The 16,288-nt window shown below is 68.6% G+C and carries 21 protein-coding genes; 10 read left to right on the plus strand and 11 right to left on the minus strand.

The features are described 5' to 3' along the window. The first annotated feature begins 16 nt into the window (after positions 1 to 16). Both AC3WQM_RS01925 and AC3WQM_RS01930 read left to right on the plus strand, forming a co-directional pair. Positions 17 to 1,348, plus strand: a complete 1,332-nt coding sequence (locus AC3WQM_RS01925) for an adenylosuccinate synthase (protein WP_101490073.1) — start codon at positions 17 to 19, stop codon at positions 1,346 to 1,348. 18 nt (positions 1,349 to 1,366) lie between these two features. Then, the gene (locus AC3WQM_RS01930) at positions 1,367 to 1,891 is read left to right on the plus strand and encodes a phosphoribosyltransferase (RefSeq protein ID WP_062480750.1); all 525 of its coding nucleotides are present in this window, start codon (positions 1,367 to 1,369) and stop codon (positions 1,889 to 1,891) included. A 31-nt stretch (positions 1,892 to 1,922) separates the two neighbouring features. Here AC3WQM_RS01930 and AC3WQM_RS01935 read toward each other — a convergent pair whose 3' ends face one another. The 3 genes from AC3WQM_RS01935 to AC3WQM_RS01945 all read right to left on the minus strand — a co-directional run bounded on the left by AC3WQM_RS01935 (position 1,923) and on the right by AC3WQM_RS01945 (position 4,182). Further along, the gene (locus AC3WQM_RS01935; protein ID WP_492676722.1) at positions 1,923 to 2,390 is read right to left on the minus strand and encodes a VOC family protein; all 468 of its coding nucleotides are present in this window, start codon (positions 2,388 to 2,390) and stop codon (positions 1,923 to 1,925) included. Positions 2,391 to 2,464: 74 nt separating this feature from the next. Then, a complete protein-coding gene (locus AC3WQM_RS01940; protein ID WP_492676723.1) occupies positions 2,465 to 3,346 on the minus strand; it encodes a helix-turn-helix domain-containing protein in 882 nt (293 codons plus the stop codon). An 80-nt stretch (positions 3,347 to 3,426) separates the two neighbouring features. Beyond that, positions 3,427 to 4,182 (minus strand): M48 family metallopeptidase, encoded by a 756-nt coding sequence (locus AC3WQM_RS01945; protein ID WP_492676725.1) that lies wholly within the window; start codon positions 4,180 to 4,182, stop codon positions 3,427 to 3,429. A gap of 134 nt (positions 4,183 to 4,316) precedes the next feature. Between AC3WQM_RS01945 and AC3WQM_RS01950 the strand changes: the two genes are divergently transcribed. Beyond that, the gene (locus AC3WQM_RS01950) at positions 4,317 to 5,510 is read left to right on the plus strand and encodes a PLP-dependent transferase (protein WP_095745643.1); all 1,194 of its coding nucleotides are present in this window, start codon (positions 4,317 to 4,319) and stop codon (positions 5,508 to 5,510) included. A gap of 104 nt (positions 5,511 to 5,614) precedes the next feature. Then, positions 5,615 to 5,818: a hypothetical protein gene (locus AC3WQM_RS01955; protein WP_055796387.1), complete on the plus strand. Its 204-nt coding sequence runs from the start codon at positions 5,615 to 5,617 to the stop codon at positions 5,816 to 5,818. 87 nt (positions 5,819 to 5,905) lie between these two features. Here the strand turns inward: AC3WQM_RS01955 and AC3WQM_RS01960 are convergent, their stop codons facing one another. Next, positions 5,906 to 6,532, minus strand: a complete 627-nt coding sequence (locus tag AC3WQM_RS01960; protein WP_492676726.1) for an arylesterase — start codon at positions 6,530 to 6,532, stop codon at positions 5,906 to 5,908. 36 nt (positions 6,533 to 6,568) lie between these two features. Between AC3WQM_RS01960 and AC3WQM_RS01965 the strand changes: the two genes are divergently transcribed. From AC3WQM_RS01965 to rlmB, 4 genes are all read left to right on the plus strand, one after another. Further along, positions 6,569 to 7,291, plus strand: a complete 723-nt coding sequence (locus AC3WQM_RS01965; RefSeq protein WP_095947226.1) for an ABC transporter ATP-binding protein — start codon at positions 6,569 to 6,571, stop codon at positions 7,289 to 7,291. Positions 7,292 to 7,351: 60 nt separating this feature from the next. Beyond that, positions 7,352 to 7,870: a ribosomal protein L7/L12 gene (locus AC3WQM_RS01970; protein ID WP_492676727.1), complete on the plus strand. Its 519-nt coding sequence runs from the start codon at positions 7,352 to 7,354 to the stop codon at positions 7,868 to 7,870. A gap of 4 nt (positions 7,871 to 7,874) precedes the next feature. After that, positions 7,875 to 8,864, plus strand: coding sequence for a hypothetical protein (locus AC3WQM_RS01975; protein WP_492676728.1), 990 nt, complete (start codon positions 7,875 to 7,877; stop codon positions 8,862 to 8,864). 124 nt (positions 8,865 to 8,988) lie between these two features. Beyond that, positions 8,989 to 9,735: a 23S rRNA (guanosine(2251)-2'-O)-methyltransferase RlmB gene (gene rlmB, locus AC3WQM_RS01980; RefSeq protein WP_492676729.1), complete on the plus strand. Its 747-nt coding sequence runs from the start codon at positions 8,989 to 8,991 to the stop codon at positions 9,733 to 9,735. An 8-nt stretch (positions 9,736 to 9,743) separates the two neighbouring features. On the opposite strand, the gene AC3WQM_RS01985 is transcribed toward rlmB, so the two are convergent. From AC3WQM_RS01985 to AC3WQM_RS01995, 3 genes are all read right to left on the minus strand, one after another. After that, entirely contained in the window at positions 9,744 to 10,949 is a 1,206-nt protein-coding gene (locus tag AC3WQM_RS01985) for an NAD(P)/FAD-dependent oxidoreductase (RefSeq protein ID WP_492676731.1), read from the minus strand. 115 nt (positions 10,950 to 11,064) lie between these two features. Further along, entirely contained in the window at positions 11,065 to 11,235 is a 171-nt protein-coding gene (locus tag AC3WQM_RS01990; RefSeq protein ID WP_143605928.1) for a SoxR reducing system RseC family protein, read from the minus strand. 101 nt (positions 11,236 to 11,336) lie between these two features. Continuing rightward, positions 11,337 to 11,936: a helix-turn-helix domain-containing protein gene (locus tag AC3WQM_RS01995; RefSeq protein ID WP_492676732.1), complete on the minus strand. Its 600-nt coding sequence runs from the start codon at positions 11,934 to 11,936 to the stop codon at positions 11,337 to 11,339. Positions 11,937 to 11,978: 42 nt separating this feature from the next. Between AC3WQM_RS01995 and AC3WQM_RS02000 the strand changes: the two genes are divergently transcribed. After that, complete coding sequence (locus tag AC3WQM_RS02000; RefSeq protein ID WP_492676734.1) at positions 11,979 to 12,500, plus strand: GNAT family N-acetyltransferase; 522 nt, start codon at positions 11,979 to 11,981, stop codon at positions 12,498 to 12,500. A gap of 3 nt (positions 12,501 to 12,503) precedes the next feature. Here AC3WQM_RS02000 and AC3WQM_RS02005 read toward each other — a convergent pair whose 3' ends face one another. From AC3WQM_RS02005 to AC3WQM_RS02015, 3 genes are read right to left on the minus strand one after another with little or no spacing between them, the layout of a single operon-like run. Beyond that, positions 12,504 to 13,466, minus strand: coding sequence for an aldo/keto reductase (locus tag AC3WQM_RS02005; protein ID WP_492676735.1), 963 nt, complete (start codon positions 13,464 to 13,466; stop codon positions 12,504 to 12,506). A 45-nt stretch (positions 13,467 to 13,511) separates the two neighbouring features. Further along, entirely contained in the window at positions 13,512 to 14,111 is a 600-nt protein-coding gene (locus AC3WQM_RS02010) for a chromate transporter (RefSeq protein ID WP_070060988.1), read from the minus strand. Further along, entirely contained in the window at positions 14,108 to 14,698 is a 591-nt protein-coding gene (locus tag AC3WQM_RS02015; RefSeq protein ID WP_062481071.1) for a chromate transporter, read from the minus strand. Before AC3WQM_RS02015 ends, AC3WQM_RS02010 begins: the two co-directional genes overlap by 4 nt. 46 nt (positions 14,699 to 14,744) lie before the next feature. Between AC3WQM_RS02015 and AC3WQM_RS02020 the strand changes: the two genes are divergently transcribed. Then, positions 14,745 to 15,674 carry a YihY/virulence factor BrkB family protein gene (locus tag AC3WQM_RS02020; RefSeq protein WP_492676736.1) on the plus strand — a complete coding sequence of 310 codons (930 nt, stop codon included), beginning with the start codon at positions 14,745 to 14,747 and terminating at the stop codon, positions 15,672 to 15,674. Here AC3WQM_RS02020 and AC3WQM_RS02025 read toward each other — a convergent pair. Next, positions 15,671 to 16,225, minus strand: a complete 555-nt coding sequence (locus AC3WQM_RS02025) for a DUF924 family protein (protein ID WP_492676737.1) — start codon at positions 16,223 to 16,225, stop codon at positions 15,671 to 15,673. The two genes, AC3WQM_RS02020 and AC3WQM_RS02025, sit on opposite strands and share 4 nt — an antisense overlap. Between the last annotated feature and the right edge of the window lie 63 nt (positions 16,226 to 16,288).

Here is a 16,288-nt window from a genome sequence, read left to right on the forward strand (position 1 = left end):
AAGTAATGGAACGAGCATGAGCGTAACCACCGGAAGAAACGTGGTCGTCGTCGGTACCCAGTGGGGCGACGAAGGCAAGGGCAAGCTGGTTGACTGGCTGACGGAAAGCGCCCAAGGCGTGGTCCGTTTCCAGGGCGGCCACAACGCGGGCCACACGCTGGTCATCAACGGCGTGAAGACCGCGCTGCACCTGATCCCGAGCGGCATCATGCGCCCCGGCGTCAAGTGCTACATCGGCAACGGCGTGGTGCTGTCGGCTGCCAAGCTCTTCGAGGAAATCGAAGGCCTGGAGAAAGCCGGCGTCGAAGTGCGTTCGCGCCTGCGCATCAGCGAGGCCTGCCCGCTGATCCTGCCGTTCCACGCCGCGCTGGACATCGCGCGCGAGGCCTACCGTGAAAAGGGCGGCATCGAGAAGATCGGCACCACCGGTCGCGGCATCGGCCCGGCCTACGAAGACAAGATCGCCCGCCGCGCGCTGCGCGTGCAGGACCTGAAGCACCCTGAGCGCTTTGCCGCCAAGCTGCGCGTGCTGCTCGAGCTGCACAACCACGTGCTGACCCAGGTGCTGGGCGCACCCGCCATCGACTACGACACGGTGTTCGACGAGGCCATGCGCCACGCCGTGCTGCTCAAGCCCATGATGGCCGACGTGTCGCGCGAGCTGAACGACGCCCACAAGGCCGGCGCCAACCTGCTGTTCGAAGGCGCGCAGGGCACGCTGCTCGACGTCGACCACGGCACCTACCCGTACGTCACCTCGAGCAACTGCGTGGCCGGCAACGCCGCCGCCGGTTCGGGCGTGGGCCCGGGCATGCTGCACTACGTGCTCGGCATCACCAAGGCCTACTGCACCCGCGTGGGCGGTGGTCCGTTCCCCACCGAGCTCGATTGGGCCACGCCGGGCACCCCCGGCTACCACATGAGCACCGTGGGCGCCGAAAAGGGCGTGACCACCGGCCGCAGCCGCCGTTGCGGCTGGTTCGACGCCGCGCTGCTCAAGCGCTCGGCGCAGGTCAACGGCCTGTCGGGCCTGTGCATCACCAAGCTCGACGTGCTCGACGGCCTCGAGAAGCTAGAGCTGTGCACCGGCTACGAACTCGACGGCGAAATCACCGACATCCTGCCGATGGGCGCCGACGAAATCGAGCGCTGCACGCCGATCTACGAAACCCTCGAAGGCTGGACCGAAAGCACCGTGGGCGTCACGCAGCACGACAAGCTGCCGGTCAATGCGCGCCTGTACCTGCAGCGCATCGAGCAGATCACCGGCGTGCCGATCCACATGGTGTCGACCAGCCCCGATCGCGATCACACGATCATGATGCGCCACCCCTACCTCGCAGACTGAACAGGAACGAACCAGACCATGTTGACCGAAGACGGCAAACATCTCTACGTCAGCTACGACGAGTACCACAACCTGATCGAGAAGCTCGCGATCAAGGTGCACCAGTCGGGCTGGGAGTTCGACACCATCCTGTGCCTGGCGCGTGGCGGCATGCGCCCGGGCGATGTGCTCTCGCGCATCTTCGACAAGCCGCTGGCGATCATGTCGACCAGCTCCTATCGCGCCGATGCCGGCACGATCCAGGGCCATCTCGACATCGCCCGCTACATCACGACCCCCAAGGGCGAGATCGCCGGCAAGGTGCTGCTGGTGGACGACCTGGCCGATTCGGGCCACACGCTGCACGCCGTGATGGACATGCTGCGCAACAACTACCAGCCGATCACCGAGCTGCGCAGCGCGGTCATCTGGACCAAGGCGCTGTCGACCTTCACGCCCGACTACTCGGTCGAGTTCCTGGCCACCAACCCGTGGATCCACCAGCCCTTCGAGGGCTACGACTCGCTCGGCGCCGAGAAGCTGATCGAGAAGTGGTCGGTCTGACGACCGGCCCTGGCACCACCGGCCGGCGCGCTCAGCTGCTGCTGCAGCCGCCGCCGGGGGTGTCGAACATCGCGGTGTAGCGCCGCTGCATCTCCTCCGGCGTCAGCTTCTCGATGCTGTGCCCCACGTTCCACCGGTGACCGAAGGGGTCGCGGAAAACGCCGGAACGCTCCCCATAGAACTGATCCTGCGGTGCCATGTCCAGCGTGGCCCCCGCGGCGACCGCGCGCGCGACCAGCGCGTCGGCATCGTCCACATGCAAATGCAGCGAGACCGCGCTGCCGCCGAGCGCCTTGGGCGAGCGGATGTTGAACTCGGCGAATTCGTCCGAGATCATCAGGATCGCGCCGTTGTGAAAGTCCAGCTCGACGTGCCCGATGCGGCCGCTGGGCTCGGTCAGTCGAAAGATTTCCTTCACTTCGAACACGTGGCAATAGAAGTCGACGGCCGCGGCGGCGTTGTCGACGCAGAGGTACGGAAACAGCTCGTGGATGGCCATGGCGGGACCTGCCTTTCTTTCTTGAATCGGGTGATGAAACGGGACCGTGGCGCCGATTCTGCGCAGCCCCGGCGCTAGCGTCTTGAAGGAATTTGACCTGCCGCACTGACAGCCGGCACATGACGCGGCGAGGCCGCCCCCGTCTGCCGCCAGGCCTGCGGCGACAGGCCGGCCAGCGCCGAGAACTCGCGGCTCAGGTGCGCCTGGTCGCTGTAGTCCGCGGCGAGCGCGATGTCGGCCCAGGCGCGCGCAGGATCGTCGGCGGCCAGCGCCAGCACGCGGTCGAAGCGCATCACGCGGGCGTACTCCTTGGGCGCGAGCCCGACCGCCGCGCGAAACAGCGCGATGAAGCGCCGATGGGTGTAGCCGCTGTGCGCCACCAGCGTGGCGATCGGCGCGGGCGTGCCGCGCTTCATCTGTCCCAGCGAGGCGGCCACGGCCGGGTGCAGGCCGCGGGGGCTGGTGCGGGGCAGGGCGGCAGCGGTCAGGCGCTGGGTGAGCAAGGCTTCGAATACGTCCAGTTGCCGCGCCGGGTTGTCGGCCGTTGCATGTAGCTGCTCGAGCGCGTCGCCGGTCTGGCCTTCGCCCCACAGCGCGTCGAGCGGCGTGTGGCGACCGCTCAGTGCGTCTTCCGGTGCGCCCAGCAGCAGGCGGGCCGCACCGGGGTGCAATTGCGCGCCGACAGAGCGTGTCGATACCGACACATCGCGCAGGTAGAAAGCGGCGCGCGCGCCGCCGACGATCGCGTAGCCGACCGTGTGGCCGCGCAGGTCGCGTGTGTCGTCGAAGAGCTGCAGCGGCGGCCCTGAAAGCCGAAAGACGAGGTGCATGCCGCCCGTGGGCAGCACGTGCTCGCGCGCGCCGGTGCGTGTGTCGGGTGTGCCCTCGGGCGCCGAGGCCCACAGCAGCCGCAGGAAGGGCCGCAGAGGAGGGGACGGGGGCCGCGTCAGCTGCATGGCGCGACGGGCCCCGGGAAAGGCGGGCGGGTGACCATCGGCGCATTGTGCGCCGAGGGAACCGCTCCGGCCCAGGCTGCTTACTTGCTTGTTGCGAGGCGCTTCTGGATGTTGGCTGCGCGATCGCCGGAAGCGGGGTGCGAGCTGAGCATCGAGCTCTTGCCACCGTCGAGCTTGGCCAGCTTCTGGAATGCGGTGACGAGGCCTTCGCGCTTGAGCTTCTGCGTGGTCAGCAGGTCGAAGGCGTAGTTGTCCGAGTCGGTTTCCTGCGACTGCGAGAACTGCGCGTTGACCAGCTTCTCGGCGAAGTCGCCGATCTGCGAGGACGACAGCTGCGTGATCGCCGCATTGCCGGTGGCGCCGGCGATGCCGCGCGCGGCCGACACGGCGTAGGCGGTCTGCATGGCCTTCTTGCTGTGGCCCAGGGCGACGTGGCCGATCTCGTGGCCGATGATGCCGCGCAGCTCGTCGTCGTTCATGAGGTCCATGAGGCCGCTGTAGACGCGGATGCAGCCGTTGCCCATGGCCCAGGCGTTCACGTCCTTCGTGAGGTAGACCTTGTAGCTGGCGGGCTGGCCGCCGATGGTGGTCGGCAGCCCCTGGCGCACGCGCTCCAGGCGCTTGCTGTAGGCATCGGCGGGTGCCGCGACCTTGGAGCTCTTGTCGAGCTCGGCGCAGGACTGGTTGGCCAGTGCCTGCACGTCGCCGTCGGTGAGCGACATGGCCTTGAAGGCGCTGCCGCCGGCGCCCGCGAGCGCGTTCGAATCCAGGTTCTTCATGCCGCCGCAGGCGGACAGGGCCGCAGCGGCCGTGATGGTGATGAGCAGATGACGCATCGAGAAAATCCTCCCTTTATTTTCGGAGGGGCAACTCTATCCGCAATGCACGGGCGATCCGGCCAAGGCCGTCGACATCGCACGGAGAATGTCACGACCATTGAGGGTTCCTCGCGGGGCGCTAGCATCGGCACATGAGCAAGCCTTCCACGACCCTGATCCACCATCCCTACACGCCGCCGGCCACCTTCGCTGCGCCGCAGCCCGGCGTGTTCAAGGCCTCGACCGTGTTCTTCGCCGACGTCGCCGCCATGCGCGCGCGCGACTGGAAGACCAAGGCCGGCTACACCTACGGCCTGCACGGCACGCCCACCACCTTCACGCTCGAGGAGCGCCTGGCCACGCTCGAAGGCGGCACCGAATGCCTGCTCGTGCCCAGCGGGCTGGCCGCGATCTCGCTGGTCTCGTTCGCGTTCCTGAAAACCGGCGACGAGGTGCTGATTCCCGACAACGCCTACGGCCCCACCAAGGCGCTGGCCACCGGCGAGCTCGCGAACTTCGGCATCACGCACCGCCTGTACGACGCGATGAATCCGTCCGACCTGGAAGCCAAGCTCTCGCACCGCACGCGGCTGGTGTGGCTCGAAGCGGCCGGTTCGGTGACGATGGAATTCCCCAACCTGCCGGCGCTGGCCGAGGTCTGCCGCGAGCGCGGCGTGATGACCGCGCTGGACAACACCTGGGGTGCGGGCCTGGCCTTCGCGCCCTTCGATTTCAACGGCACGGGGCAGGGCGTCGACGTGTCGGTGCATGCGCTCACCAAGTACCCCAGCGGCGGTGGCGACGTGCTCATGGGCAGCGTCGTCACGCGCGACGAGCGGCTGCACCGCGCGCTCAAGCTCACCCACATGCGCACCGGCTTCGGCATCGGCGTGGGCGACGTGGAAACGCTGTTGCGTTCGCTGCCGAGCATGGCGCTGCGCTACGGCGCGCACGACCGCGCCGCACGCGAACTGGCCGGCTGGCTCAATGGCTGCGAAGAGATTGCACAGGTGTTGCACCCCGCGCTCGAGGATTCGCCGGGCCATGCCAACTGGCGCGCGCTGTGCGGCGCCACCGACCTGGCCGCGGGCCTGTTCTCGGTGGTGTTCGACGAGCGCTTCAGCACCGAGCAGGTCGACCGCTTCTGCGACAGCCTGAAGCTGTTCCGCCTCGGCTATTCGTGGGGCGGCCCGATCAGCCTCGTCGTGCCCTACGACATCGGTTTGATGCGCGACGCCAGCGTCGCCCGTTGGCCCTACAAGGGCACGCTGGTGCGTTTTTCGGTCGGCCTGGAAGACGTGGACGACCTGCGTGCCGACCTGCAACAGGCATTGCTGCAGATGTAAGCAATGCGCCAGGCCCGGGCCGCCGCCGGGCTGGGAGTGCACCGTTATCGCTTACAGTAGGCCGAATCGCAGTCACCCTGACTGCCTCGCCTGAAGGAAAAGCAGTGGCAACACCCAATTACGGCTACGAGAAGCGCCAGAAAGAGCTGGCCAAGAAGAAGAAGAAGGAAGAAAAGCTTCGGGAGAAGGCGAACCGCAAGCTCAGCCCGAGCAGCGACGGACTGGCGCCCGGAGACCCGGAGACCGACGTGGCCTCGCTCGAACGCGATCCCCCCACGGTGCCCGAGTTGCCGACCAAGAACGGGTGATTGCCCGTTTCTTGCACCCCCGGACATAGAAAAGCCGCAGCAGGCGAAGGCCTGCTGCGGCTTTTTCTTTGGTCGCGCGAGGGCGCGTTACTTGGGTAGCAGCTTGCGCAGCTCCGGCCAGACGTTGTCCAGGATCTGCGGTTGCGCCGCGGCGGTCGGGTGGATGCGGTCGGACTGGAACAGTGTCATGGCGTCGGGCGCGTCGGCCACGCCCTTGAGCAGGAACGGCACCAGCGCCGACTTCGTCGTGCCCGCCACCTTCGCGAACACCGCCTCGAAGCGCCGCGTGTAGTCGCCGCCGTAGTTCGGCGGCACCTGGATGCCGACGATCAGCACCCGCGCGCCCGCGGCCTGCGCGGCCTTGGTGATCTGCAGCAGGTTGTCTTCGGTGTTCGACAGCGGCAGGCCGCGCAGGGCGTCGTTGGCGCCCAGCTCCAGCACCACGTGGCTGGGCTTGTGCTGCGTCAGCAGGGCGGGGAAGCGGGCGCGACCGCCGGAGCTGGTGTCGCCGCTGATGCTGGCGTTGACCACCGAGGCCGCGATCTTCTGCTGCGCAAGCCTTTTTTCCAGCAAGGGTACCCAGCCTTCGCCGCGCTTGAGGCCGTACTCTGCGCTCAGCGAATCACCGAGCACCAGGATCACCGGCTTGCCGGCCGGTGCCTGGGCCGCAGCACCCGTCCATGCCCCCGCGCTGCCGAGCGCGGCGGTGGTCAAGATAAAGTCACGTCGATTCAAAACGAAAAGCCTTTCATGTCCCAACCCCCGTCTGATGCCATTGTCGCCGTCGAGCATGTCTTCAAGTCCGTCACCGACTCGGCCGGCACGCTGGACATTCTGCAGGACATCCATTTCACCCTGGGCGCGCGGGAAACCGCCGCCATCGTCGGCGCCTCGGGCTCCGGCAAGAGCACCTTGCTGTCGATCATTGCCGGGCTGGACACGCCCACGCGCGGCACCGTGAAGCTGGCGGGCGACGACATCTTCGCCATCGACGAGGACGAGCGCGCCGCGCTGCGCGCCCAGCGCGTGGGCTTCGTGTTCCAGAGCTTCCAGTTGCTGGGCAACCTGAGCGCGCTCGAGAACGTCATGCTGCCGCTGGAGCTGGCCAACCGCAAGGACGCGCGCAAGGCCGCCACCGAGATGCTGGGCCGCGTCGGGCTGGGCCAGCGCCTGGGCCACTACCCCAAGGTGCTGTCGGGCGGCGAGCAGCAGCGCGTGGCGCTGGCGCGGGCCTTCGTGGTGCAGCCGGCCCTGCTGCTGGCCGACGAGCCCACCGGCAGCCTCGACTTCGCCACCGGCGAGCAGGTCATGAAACTCATGTTCGACCTGAACCGCGAACTGGGAACCACGCTGGTGCTGGTCACGCACGACCGCGGCATTGCCTCGCAGTGCGAGCGGCGCATCACCATCGAGGCCGGGCGCGTGGCGCTCAACGAAAAAACGCCAGAATCGACCGTCGCCCAGGCCGCCTGAGCCAGCAAAAAAGACAGCGCCCGGCTCCCGCGGCGCTCCCCTGAACACAGAGGAGAGTTCATGACCCAGCTTCCCCCCGAAGCCATTGCCGCCCTCGAGCGCGGCAACCTGATCGAAGCCATCAAGATCGTGCGCGATCGCACCGGCATGGACCTCAAGTCGTCCAAGGAGGCCGTCGAGCGCTATGCCAACAGCGGTGCGGTCGCCGCGGGAGCGCCGGCCGACTGGCAGGAAGGCGACTGGGGCCGGGGCGACGCCGGGGCCGAGACGGGCGGCATGCAGGGCAACGGCCCCGCTGCGGTGCCGGCCGCCGCGCTCGCGGCCCTGGCGCGGGGCCAGAAAGTCGAGGCCGTGCGCCTCACGCGCGAGGCCACCGGCCTGGGCCTGGCCGAGGCCAAGCAGCTGGTCGAGGCGCACCAGAACCCCGCCGTCGGCGATTTCGGTCATCTGCCGTCGAGCGCCGCGGTGAACCCGATGGCCGAACCGGGCCGGGTGTCGGGCGGCGGCTTCAAGTGGTTGCCGGTGATCGTCGTGCTGCTGATCGCGGCGGCAGCGTGGTCGTATTTCAAGGGCGCCTGAGGCCGTGATCGTTCCCCAGTTCTGGGCCGAAGGCCGCATCCAGGAGCGCGTGGCCGGCCGGCAGGTCACGGTGCGCCGCTTCGGCTGGTCCGACGACAGCCCGCTCGCCGCGCAGGCCCATGCCGACCAGCGCACCCGCGAGGCCTATGACCGCATCGTGGTCGACGGTGAAAAGCTGGAGCGCCGCGAGCGCAAGCTGGCCTACAACGGCGCCAACGGCGTGCCGATCCGCGAGGAGATCGTCGAACGCCAGGGCGACAGCATCGTCACCCGCAACGGCTACGGCGCGCGCTGCCTCAACACGCCCGACGTGCTGTTCGTCGACGTCGACTTCGAGAACCAGGGCGCGCGCGGTAGCGCACGCGGGTTGACGGTGATCGGCGCGGCGTTCATCGGTGCGATGGTCGCGGGCTACGCCACGCGCTCGGCGATGGCCGGCGTGGCCGCCTTCATGCTGGTGGCGGCCTTCGGCTTCTGGCGCGCCCACAAGGAGGGCCTGCCCGTGGTCGAGGACAAGAGCGACCCGCTGGCGGGCGCACGGGCGCGTGTCGAGCGCTTCATTCACCAGCATCCCGACTGGCACCTGCGCCTGTACCGCACGCCGGCCGGGCTGCGCGTGCTGGCCATGCACGATGTCTTCGCACCGTCCGACGCCGCCGTGACCGACGTGTTCCAGACGCTGGGCGCCGACAAGGTCTATGCGCGCATGTGCCGCAACCAGAGCTGCTTTCGCGCCCGCCTGAGCGCCAAGCCCTGGCGCGTGGGCATCGGCGAACACCTGCGCCCGCGCCCGGGCGTCTGGCCCGTGTCGCCCGACCGGCTGCCTGCGCGCGACGCCTGGGTGGCACGCTACGAAAAGGCGGCCGAGGGGTATGCCGCCTGCCAGTACCTGGGCAGCGTGGGCAACACGCTGAAGGTGCACATGAACGCCCTGGTGGTGCAGGAACTGCACGACGAACGCACCCGCGCGAACAGCGGCTTGCCCTTGGCCTGACTGACGAGGGATTTATTCGAGAAACACCGAGGAACCGGCTTTGCCGGGCCGCTGATGTTGCCCCCTTCCAGGGGGGAGGAGGCCACACGAAGTGGGCAAGCCTGGGGGTAGGGATAATCAGGGGATGTCTTCCCCTAAAGTGATCTTCGGCTTCCATGCCGTGGGCGTGCGCATCAAGACCGCGCCGAAATCGGTGCTCGAAGTGATGTTCGACGCCAGCCGGCGCGATGCGCGCATGAAACAGTTCATCGCGCGAGCGCAAGAAGCCGGCGTGCGGCTGGTCGAGGCCGACGGCCTGCGGCTGTCCAAGCTCAGCGGCAGCCACGGCCACCAGGGCGTGGTCGCGCGGGTCGAGCCCGTGGCCCAGGTCCGCTCGCTCGACGAGCTGCTCGAAGGCCTCGAGGAGGCCGGCACCGTGCCGCTGCTGCTGGTGCTCGACGGCGTGACCGACCCGCACAACCTCGGTGCCTGCCTGCGCGTGGCCGACGGCGCCGGCGCCCATGCGGTGATCGCGCCCAAGGACCATGCGGCCGGCATCAACGCCACCGTGGCCAAGGTGGCGAGCGGCGCGGCCGAGACCGTGCCGTACTTCATGGTGACCAACCTCGCGCGCACGCTCAACGAGCTCAAGGAACGCAGCATCTGGTGCGTGGGCACCAGCGACGACGCGCCGGGCACGATCTACCAGAGCGACTTCAAGCGTCCGCTGGCGCTGGTGCTGGGCGCCGAGGGCGAGGGCATGCGCCAGCTCACGCGCAAGACCTGCGACGAGCTGGTGAGCATTCCCATGGCCGGCGCGGTCGAGAGCCTGAACGTCTCGGTGGCCAGCGGCGTGTGCCTCTTCGAGGCCATGCGCCAGCGCGGCGGTTGATCCTGGACCTAGCGGGCCACCGGCCCGCTGCCCTTGCGGTGGAAGTACACCAGCTCCGCCGCACGCCGCATCGGCGCCGTGCCGAGCAGGCGGTTGAACATCCAGTCGCTCTGGAAGTGGTCGAAGGCCCAGCGCAGCGTGCGCTTCATCAGAAAGCGCGGGTAGCCGCGCACGAACCACGTTGCGGGGTCGTCCGCCTCGCCGCGCACGAAGCGCGCCACGGCCTCGCCGGCGCGCTCGCCGTGCTGCAGCGCCGTGTGGATGCCGCCGGCCGTCACGGGCGACACCATGCCCGCCGCATCACCCACCAGCAGCGCCCGTTCGCGGGCCACCACCGGCAGCACGCCGCCGCAGGGGATCATCCCGGCGCGCACGGCAACCGGCGGCGCGTCGCCGGGCGACACCACGGAGGCGATCTTGCGCAGCAGCGGGTCCAGGCGCAGCGCGCCCGTGTCGTGGCGCCTCATGCGGCGCGCCAGGCCGATCTGGCTCACGCCGACACCGTCGAGCGCCCAGCCGATGTAGCCCGGCGCGAGTTGTTTGTCGATGAAGCAATGCAGCAGGTCGGGCGCCATGCGCGCGCCCTGGTACTCGTGCTCCACGCCGTAGAGAAAGCGCGTGTTGCGCGACAGCCCCAGTGCCTTGGCGACGCGCGAATGCGGGCCGTCGGCGCCCACGAGGTAGGTCGCGCGGATGCACGGGCCCTGCGCCACCGGCACCTCCCAGCGGCCGTTCGCCCACAGCGCCTGCTCGAACAGCGTGCCCAGGCGCACCTCGACGCCGCAGGCCCGGGTGGACTCCACCATCCAGTCGAGCAGCGCGGGCGCGTCGGTGGCCCAGAACCAGTAACCGGGCGCGTGCAGGTCGACGTGGTGCATGTCGGGCGCGTACAGCCGCACGCCTTCGATGCGGCGCACCAGCGCGGGCGGCACTTCGGCCAGCCACGGCACGCTGTCGACCGCGTCCTTGACGATGATCCCGGTGGTGTGCAGCTTGGCGCCGGCGGCGGCCTTCTTCTCGAGCACCATCACGCGCAGGCCGGCCTTGGCGGCGGCACGGGCGCAGGCCAGCCCGGCAAAGCTCGCGCCGATGACGAGCAGGTCGACCTGGGTGCAGGCCGTACCCGGGTCGCTCACGAAGGCCGGTGCGGGGCAGGGCGCGGCCGACGAGGATGGCGCGTGGGGAGAAAAGAGACAGGAAGAAGAGGCGTGCATGGGAGGCTGACTTGCAATGCGCACCACGGGCTGTGGTGCGCCTGCGAAGTTAGCGACGCCATGTGCGCCGGGCGTGAAGCCTGTGTGAACTGCTCTGTGAAGGCGTCAGGCTCGTTCAGGACGGGTCTTTGCTGCGCGTGCGACCCACCGCGCTGAAGATGCCGATGCCCAGCAGGATCAGCGCACCGATGCCGATGTAGAGCGTGGGCACGCCGGCCACCGAGGCGCCCCAGGCGACCCCGGCCAGGAAGATCAGAAAGCCGATCATGTAAAGCGCAAAGGACATCGTGCGGCTCCGGTAGCTGAGATGCCTTGCAGTATCCCGACGCACCCTGTTGCCCGGACCGGCCTGAGTCGTCTCTGCGTGTGGGAGCTTGCCTACCGCAATCAATCAGGTACGGCGACCAGCAGGTAGCGGCAGGCGCTGGGCCCCAGCGCCTTGAAGACCAGCGGCCGGTCGACGCCGAAGTCGAGGCAGTCGCCCGGGGCGAGTTCGAAGCGCTCGTCGCCGTAGTCGACCTGCAGCGCGCCCTCGAGCATCCACAGGCTCTGCCGGTACGGCGTGCCACTCCATCGCGGGTAGCCGACCTGCGCGGCGCGCGGCAGCTCGACCTCGACCAGCTCCACGCCGCTGCCCGCGCCGCGCTCGGCGACCTGGCGGCGCACATAGCCGGCTTCGGGGTCGCGCCAGACCTCCTGCGCGGCCCGTTTGCGCAGGCGTTGCGGCTGGGCCTTGTCCTCGGTGAGAAGCTGCGCCAGCGAGACCCCGAGGCCGGCGGCGAGCTTTCCCAGCAGCACGGCCGTCGGGCTGCTCTGCGCGCGCTCGACCTTGGAGATCATCGCCTTGCTCACGCCCGACAACCCGGCCAGGTCCGCGAGGCTGAGCCCCTGCGCCTGGCGCAGCGCCAGCAGCCGGGTGGCGATGAGTGCGTCGATGTGGCCGTCGGCCGGCGCCGCCGAGGGGGTGGAGGGTGAAGTGTTTCCCATATGAGATTATTATTCTCTTATATTGAACGACAGAGAAACACCATGCGTCTCATCGCCTGCACCGAAGAAGCCCATTCAGGCGCCATCCTGGCGATCCTGAACGAGGCCATCGTCAATTCCACCGCGCTGTACGACTACAAGCCGCGCACGCCCGAGAACATGGTGACGTGGTTCGCCGCCAAGCGCGCCGGCGGCTTTCCCGTGATCGGTGCGGTGGACGACAACGGCAAGCTGCTGGGCTTCGCAAGCTACGGCGCGTTCCGCGCCTTTCCGGCCTACAAGTACACGGTGGAGCACTCGGTGTACGTCGATGCCGCGCACCGTGGCGAGGGCCTGGGCCGCACGCTGATGGAGGCGATCGTGGCCGAGGCGATCGCGCGCGAGGTGCATGTGATGGTCGGCGCCATCGACGCCTCGAACGCCGGCAGCATTGCGCTGCACGAGCGCCTGGGCTTCACGCATTCAGGCACTGTGCGGCAGGCCGGCTTCAAGTTCGGCCGCTGGCTCGACGTGGCGTTCTACCAGCGCATCCTGGCGACGCCGCTGAACCCCGTCGACGGTTGAGATTCAGGCCGGCGTCTCGGCGCTGGCCCGGTTGAGCACGTCGATGGTGCCCGCGTCCAGCTTGAGTTGCGTGGCCACCACCAGTTCTTCGAGCTGCGCCAGCGAGGTGGCGCTGGCGATCGGCGCGGTCACGCCGGGCCGTGCGATCTGCCAGGCGATGGCGACCTGGCCGGGCTTGGCGTTGTACTGCTGGGCCACCTTGTCCAGCGCATCGAGGATGCGCAGGCCGCGCGGGTTCAGGTACTTCTTCGTGGTGGTGCCGCGTGCGCTCTTGGCCACATCGGCCTCGGTGCGGTACTTGCCGGTGAGAAAGCCCGCCGCCAGCGCATAGAAGTTGATCACGCCAACTTCGCGCTTGAGGCACAGCGGCTCGAGGGCATCTTCGAACACCGCGCGGTCGTACAGGTTGTACAGCGGCTGCAGGCTTTCGTAGCGCGCGATGCCCAGGCGCTCCGACACGTCGAGCGCCTCGGCCAGCCGCGGCGCCGTGTAGTTCGAGGCGCCGATGGCGCGCACCTTGCCTTCCTTGATGAGCGCGTCGAAGGTGCCCAGCGTGTCTTCGAGCGGCGTGTTCGCGTCGTCGTCGTGCGACTGGTACAGGTCGATGTAGTCGGTCTGCAGGCGCTTGAGCGACGCCTCGACGGCCTCACGGATGTAGGTGGGCGACAGGCCCACCTTGCCTTCGCCCATCGGTTTGCCGACCTTGGTGGCCAGCACCAAGCGGTTGCGCTTGCCGCTGTGCTTGAGCCACTTGCCGATGATCGTTTCCGATTCGCCGCCCACATGGCCCGGCACCCAGGCCGAGTAGACGTCGGCCGTGTCGACGAAGTTGAAGCCGGCGTCGAGCCAGGCGTCGAGCAACTTGAACGAGGTCGCCTCGTCGGCGGTCCAGCCGAACACGTTGCCGCCGAAGGCGAGGGGAGACACCCGAAGGGTGGAACGGCCGAGCGGACGAAGTTGCGACATGGCAGAGGGCTCCTGAAAGAAAAAGTATGCAGAAAGGAAAACGGCTCAAACGAAGCCTACCGCGCCCAGCGCCGCGCCGCAGCCCAGCAGCCACAGCAGGTGGATGCGCGTGCGCCAGACCACCAGCGCGGCCACGCCGCTGAGCAGCCACAGGTGCCAGGCCGGCACGCCGCTCGACTGGTTGCCGCCGGCCAGCACCCAGCCGGTGGCGATGAGCAGCCCGACCACCACCGGCGCCATGCCCTGCTTGAAGGCGCGCACCTCGCGGCGCGTTCGGTTGCGGTGGCCCCAGCGCGTGGCGACGTAGGTGAGGGTGGTGCTCGGCAGCATGATGCCGACCATGGTGACCATCAGGCCGAAGAAGCCGAGCAGCCAGGCCATGGGCCCGGCGCCGATGCCGCCGCCCGCGTTGAGCCCGACGTTCCAGCCCATCAGCGCGACGAACAGCACGTTGGGCCCGGGCGCGGCCTGGGCGATGGCGACCGAGGAGGTGAACTGCGCCTCGGTGAGCCAGCCGTGCTGCGCCACGAGGTAGCGGTGCATGTCGGGCACCGTGGTGATCGCGCCGCTGATCGACAGCAGCGACAGCAGCAGGTACTGGCCGAAGAGGGCCAGCCAGTCGTGCCATTGCATCGCGATGGTCATGGTGCGATCTTCTTCCAGGTCCACACGCAGGCCACGCCGCCCACCGCGAGCAGCACCCACCCCAGCGGAATCTTCAGGAGGGCGATGGCCGCGAACACCAGCGCCACGAACGCGAGGCAGGTCGCAAAGCCCAGCGGGTGCTTGCGCAGCTGCGGGATCAGCTTGATGCCCGTGGCGGCGATGAGCCCGCCCGACACCGCGCCCATGCCGCGCAGCGCTGCCGCCACCTGCGGGTTGGCGGCGTAGTGTGCGTAGAGCACGGCCAGCGCGAGGATCACGAACAGCGGCACGGTGAGCATGCCGGCCACCGCGGCCACGGCACCGCGCAGGCCGAAGTAGCGGTCGCCGATCATCAGTGCGAGGTTGATCACGTTCGGCCCCGGCATCACCTGGGCGACGGCCCAGTCCTCGAGGAACTGGTCGGGCGTGAGCCACTTCTTCTTCTCGACCATCTCGCGCTGGACGATGGCGAGGACGCCGCCGAAGCCCTGCAGCGCGAGCCAGGTGAATGAAACAAAAAGGTCGCGTGGCGACGCGGGCTGGGGGTGGTCGGGCGGCGATGCCGCGGCGGGGGCGGACGGATGCATGTGGAACGATTATCGTAGGCGCACTGCTTCACCGGGACCCGACGCCATGCTCATTCGACTTCGCGCACTCTTCGATCTCTGCCGGCGCGCCTTCGCTTCCTGGTCCAACGACTACGCCCCGAGCATGGGCGCGGCGCTGGCCTACTACACGGTGTTCTCGATCGCGCCGCTGCTGCTGATCGTGATCGCGGTGGCCGGCCTCGTCTTCGGGCAGGAGGCCGCGCGCGGCGAAATCTTCGCGCAGCTCTCGGGCCTCATGGGCGAGCAGGGTGCGGCAGCGGTGCAGGGCATGTTGCAGGCGGTCAACAAGCCGACCGAGGGCATCGTGGCCACGGTGGTCGGCATCGCGCTGCTGATCGTGGGTGCGACCACCGTCTTCGGCGAGCTGCAGGACGCACTCGACCGCATCTGGCGTGCCCCCGCGCGCACCCGCAACAAGGGCGTCTTCAACATGCTGCGCGTGCGCCTGCTGTCGTTCAGCATGATCATGGGCATCGGCTTCCTGCTCATGGTGTCGCTGGTGGCGAGCGCGGCACTGGCCGCGCTGGGCAAGTGGTGGTCGCCGGTGTTCGGTGCCTGGGCCACGCTGGCGCAGGTGGTGAACTTCGTCTTCAGCTTCGCGATGGTCACGGTGATCTTCGCGATGATCTACAAGATCATGCCGCGCGCCAAGGTGCAGTGGCGCGACGTGTGGGTGGGCGCGGCGGTGACGGCGCTGCTGTTCACCGTGGGCAAGCACCTCATCGGCCTGTACATCGGCAAGAGCAGCGTGGCCTCGGGCTACGGCGCGGCCGGCTCGCTGGTGGTGGTGCTGGTGTGGGTGTACTACTCGGCGCAGATCTTCCTGCTGGGCGCCGAGTTCACCTGGGTCTATGCGCGCACCTACGGCTCGATGAAAGACACCCTGGCTGAGCCGGCAGGTCACGCCTCGCCGACGCGTGACGTGCCGCTGCCCGTGCACGTCGATGCCGCTTAGCCTGCGAAACCGCCTTCGTCGAGAAACTTCTGCTCTTGCGGCGTGGACGTGCGCCCGAGCATCCGGTTGCGGTGCGGAAAGCGCCCGAAGCGCGCCACGATGTCGCGGTGCAGCACGGCAAAGTGCTGCGTGTTGGCGTCCTGCGTGGCGTTGAGTTCGACCGAACGCTCCTGCTCGGCCAGCACTTCCGAGTGCATGAAGGGCAGGTAGAAGAAGCGCTGCATCAGAGCGTCGGCCTGCCGGTCGAAGCCGGCCTCGACGGCGCGGCGCGCCACGGCCAGCGCGAGGCCGTCGGTGGCGAGCATGTGCGGGTTCTGGCGCCAGGCGTTGCGCGGGAACTGGTCGAGCAGCACCAGCAAGGCCAACGCGCCTTCGCCGGTGTCGGCCCAGTGGTCGAGCCGGCCACTGGCCGCGGCCTGGTGGGCGGCGGCCAGCCGGTCGATGCAGGCGGCATCGAAGGCATCGCTTTTCGCGAACCAGCGCTCGGGGCCGGCATCGCGCCAGAAGCCGACCACGTCGTGTGCAGAGGGGAGTGTGTCGTCGGAAATCATCGTTGCATTCTCTTGCACAGGCGTGCGAAGAAGGGGTGCTGGCCGACAAGGCCGCAGGCGGTG

Source organism: Variovorax sp. FW301-JW7 (assembly GCF_058788795.1).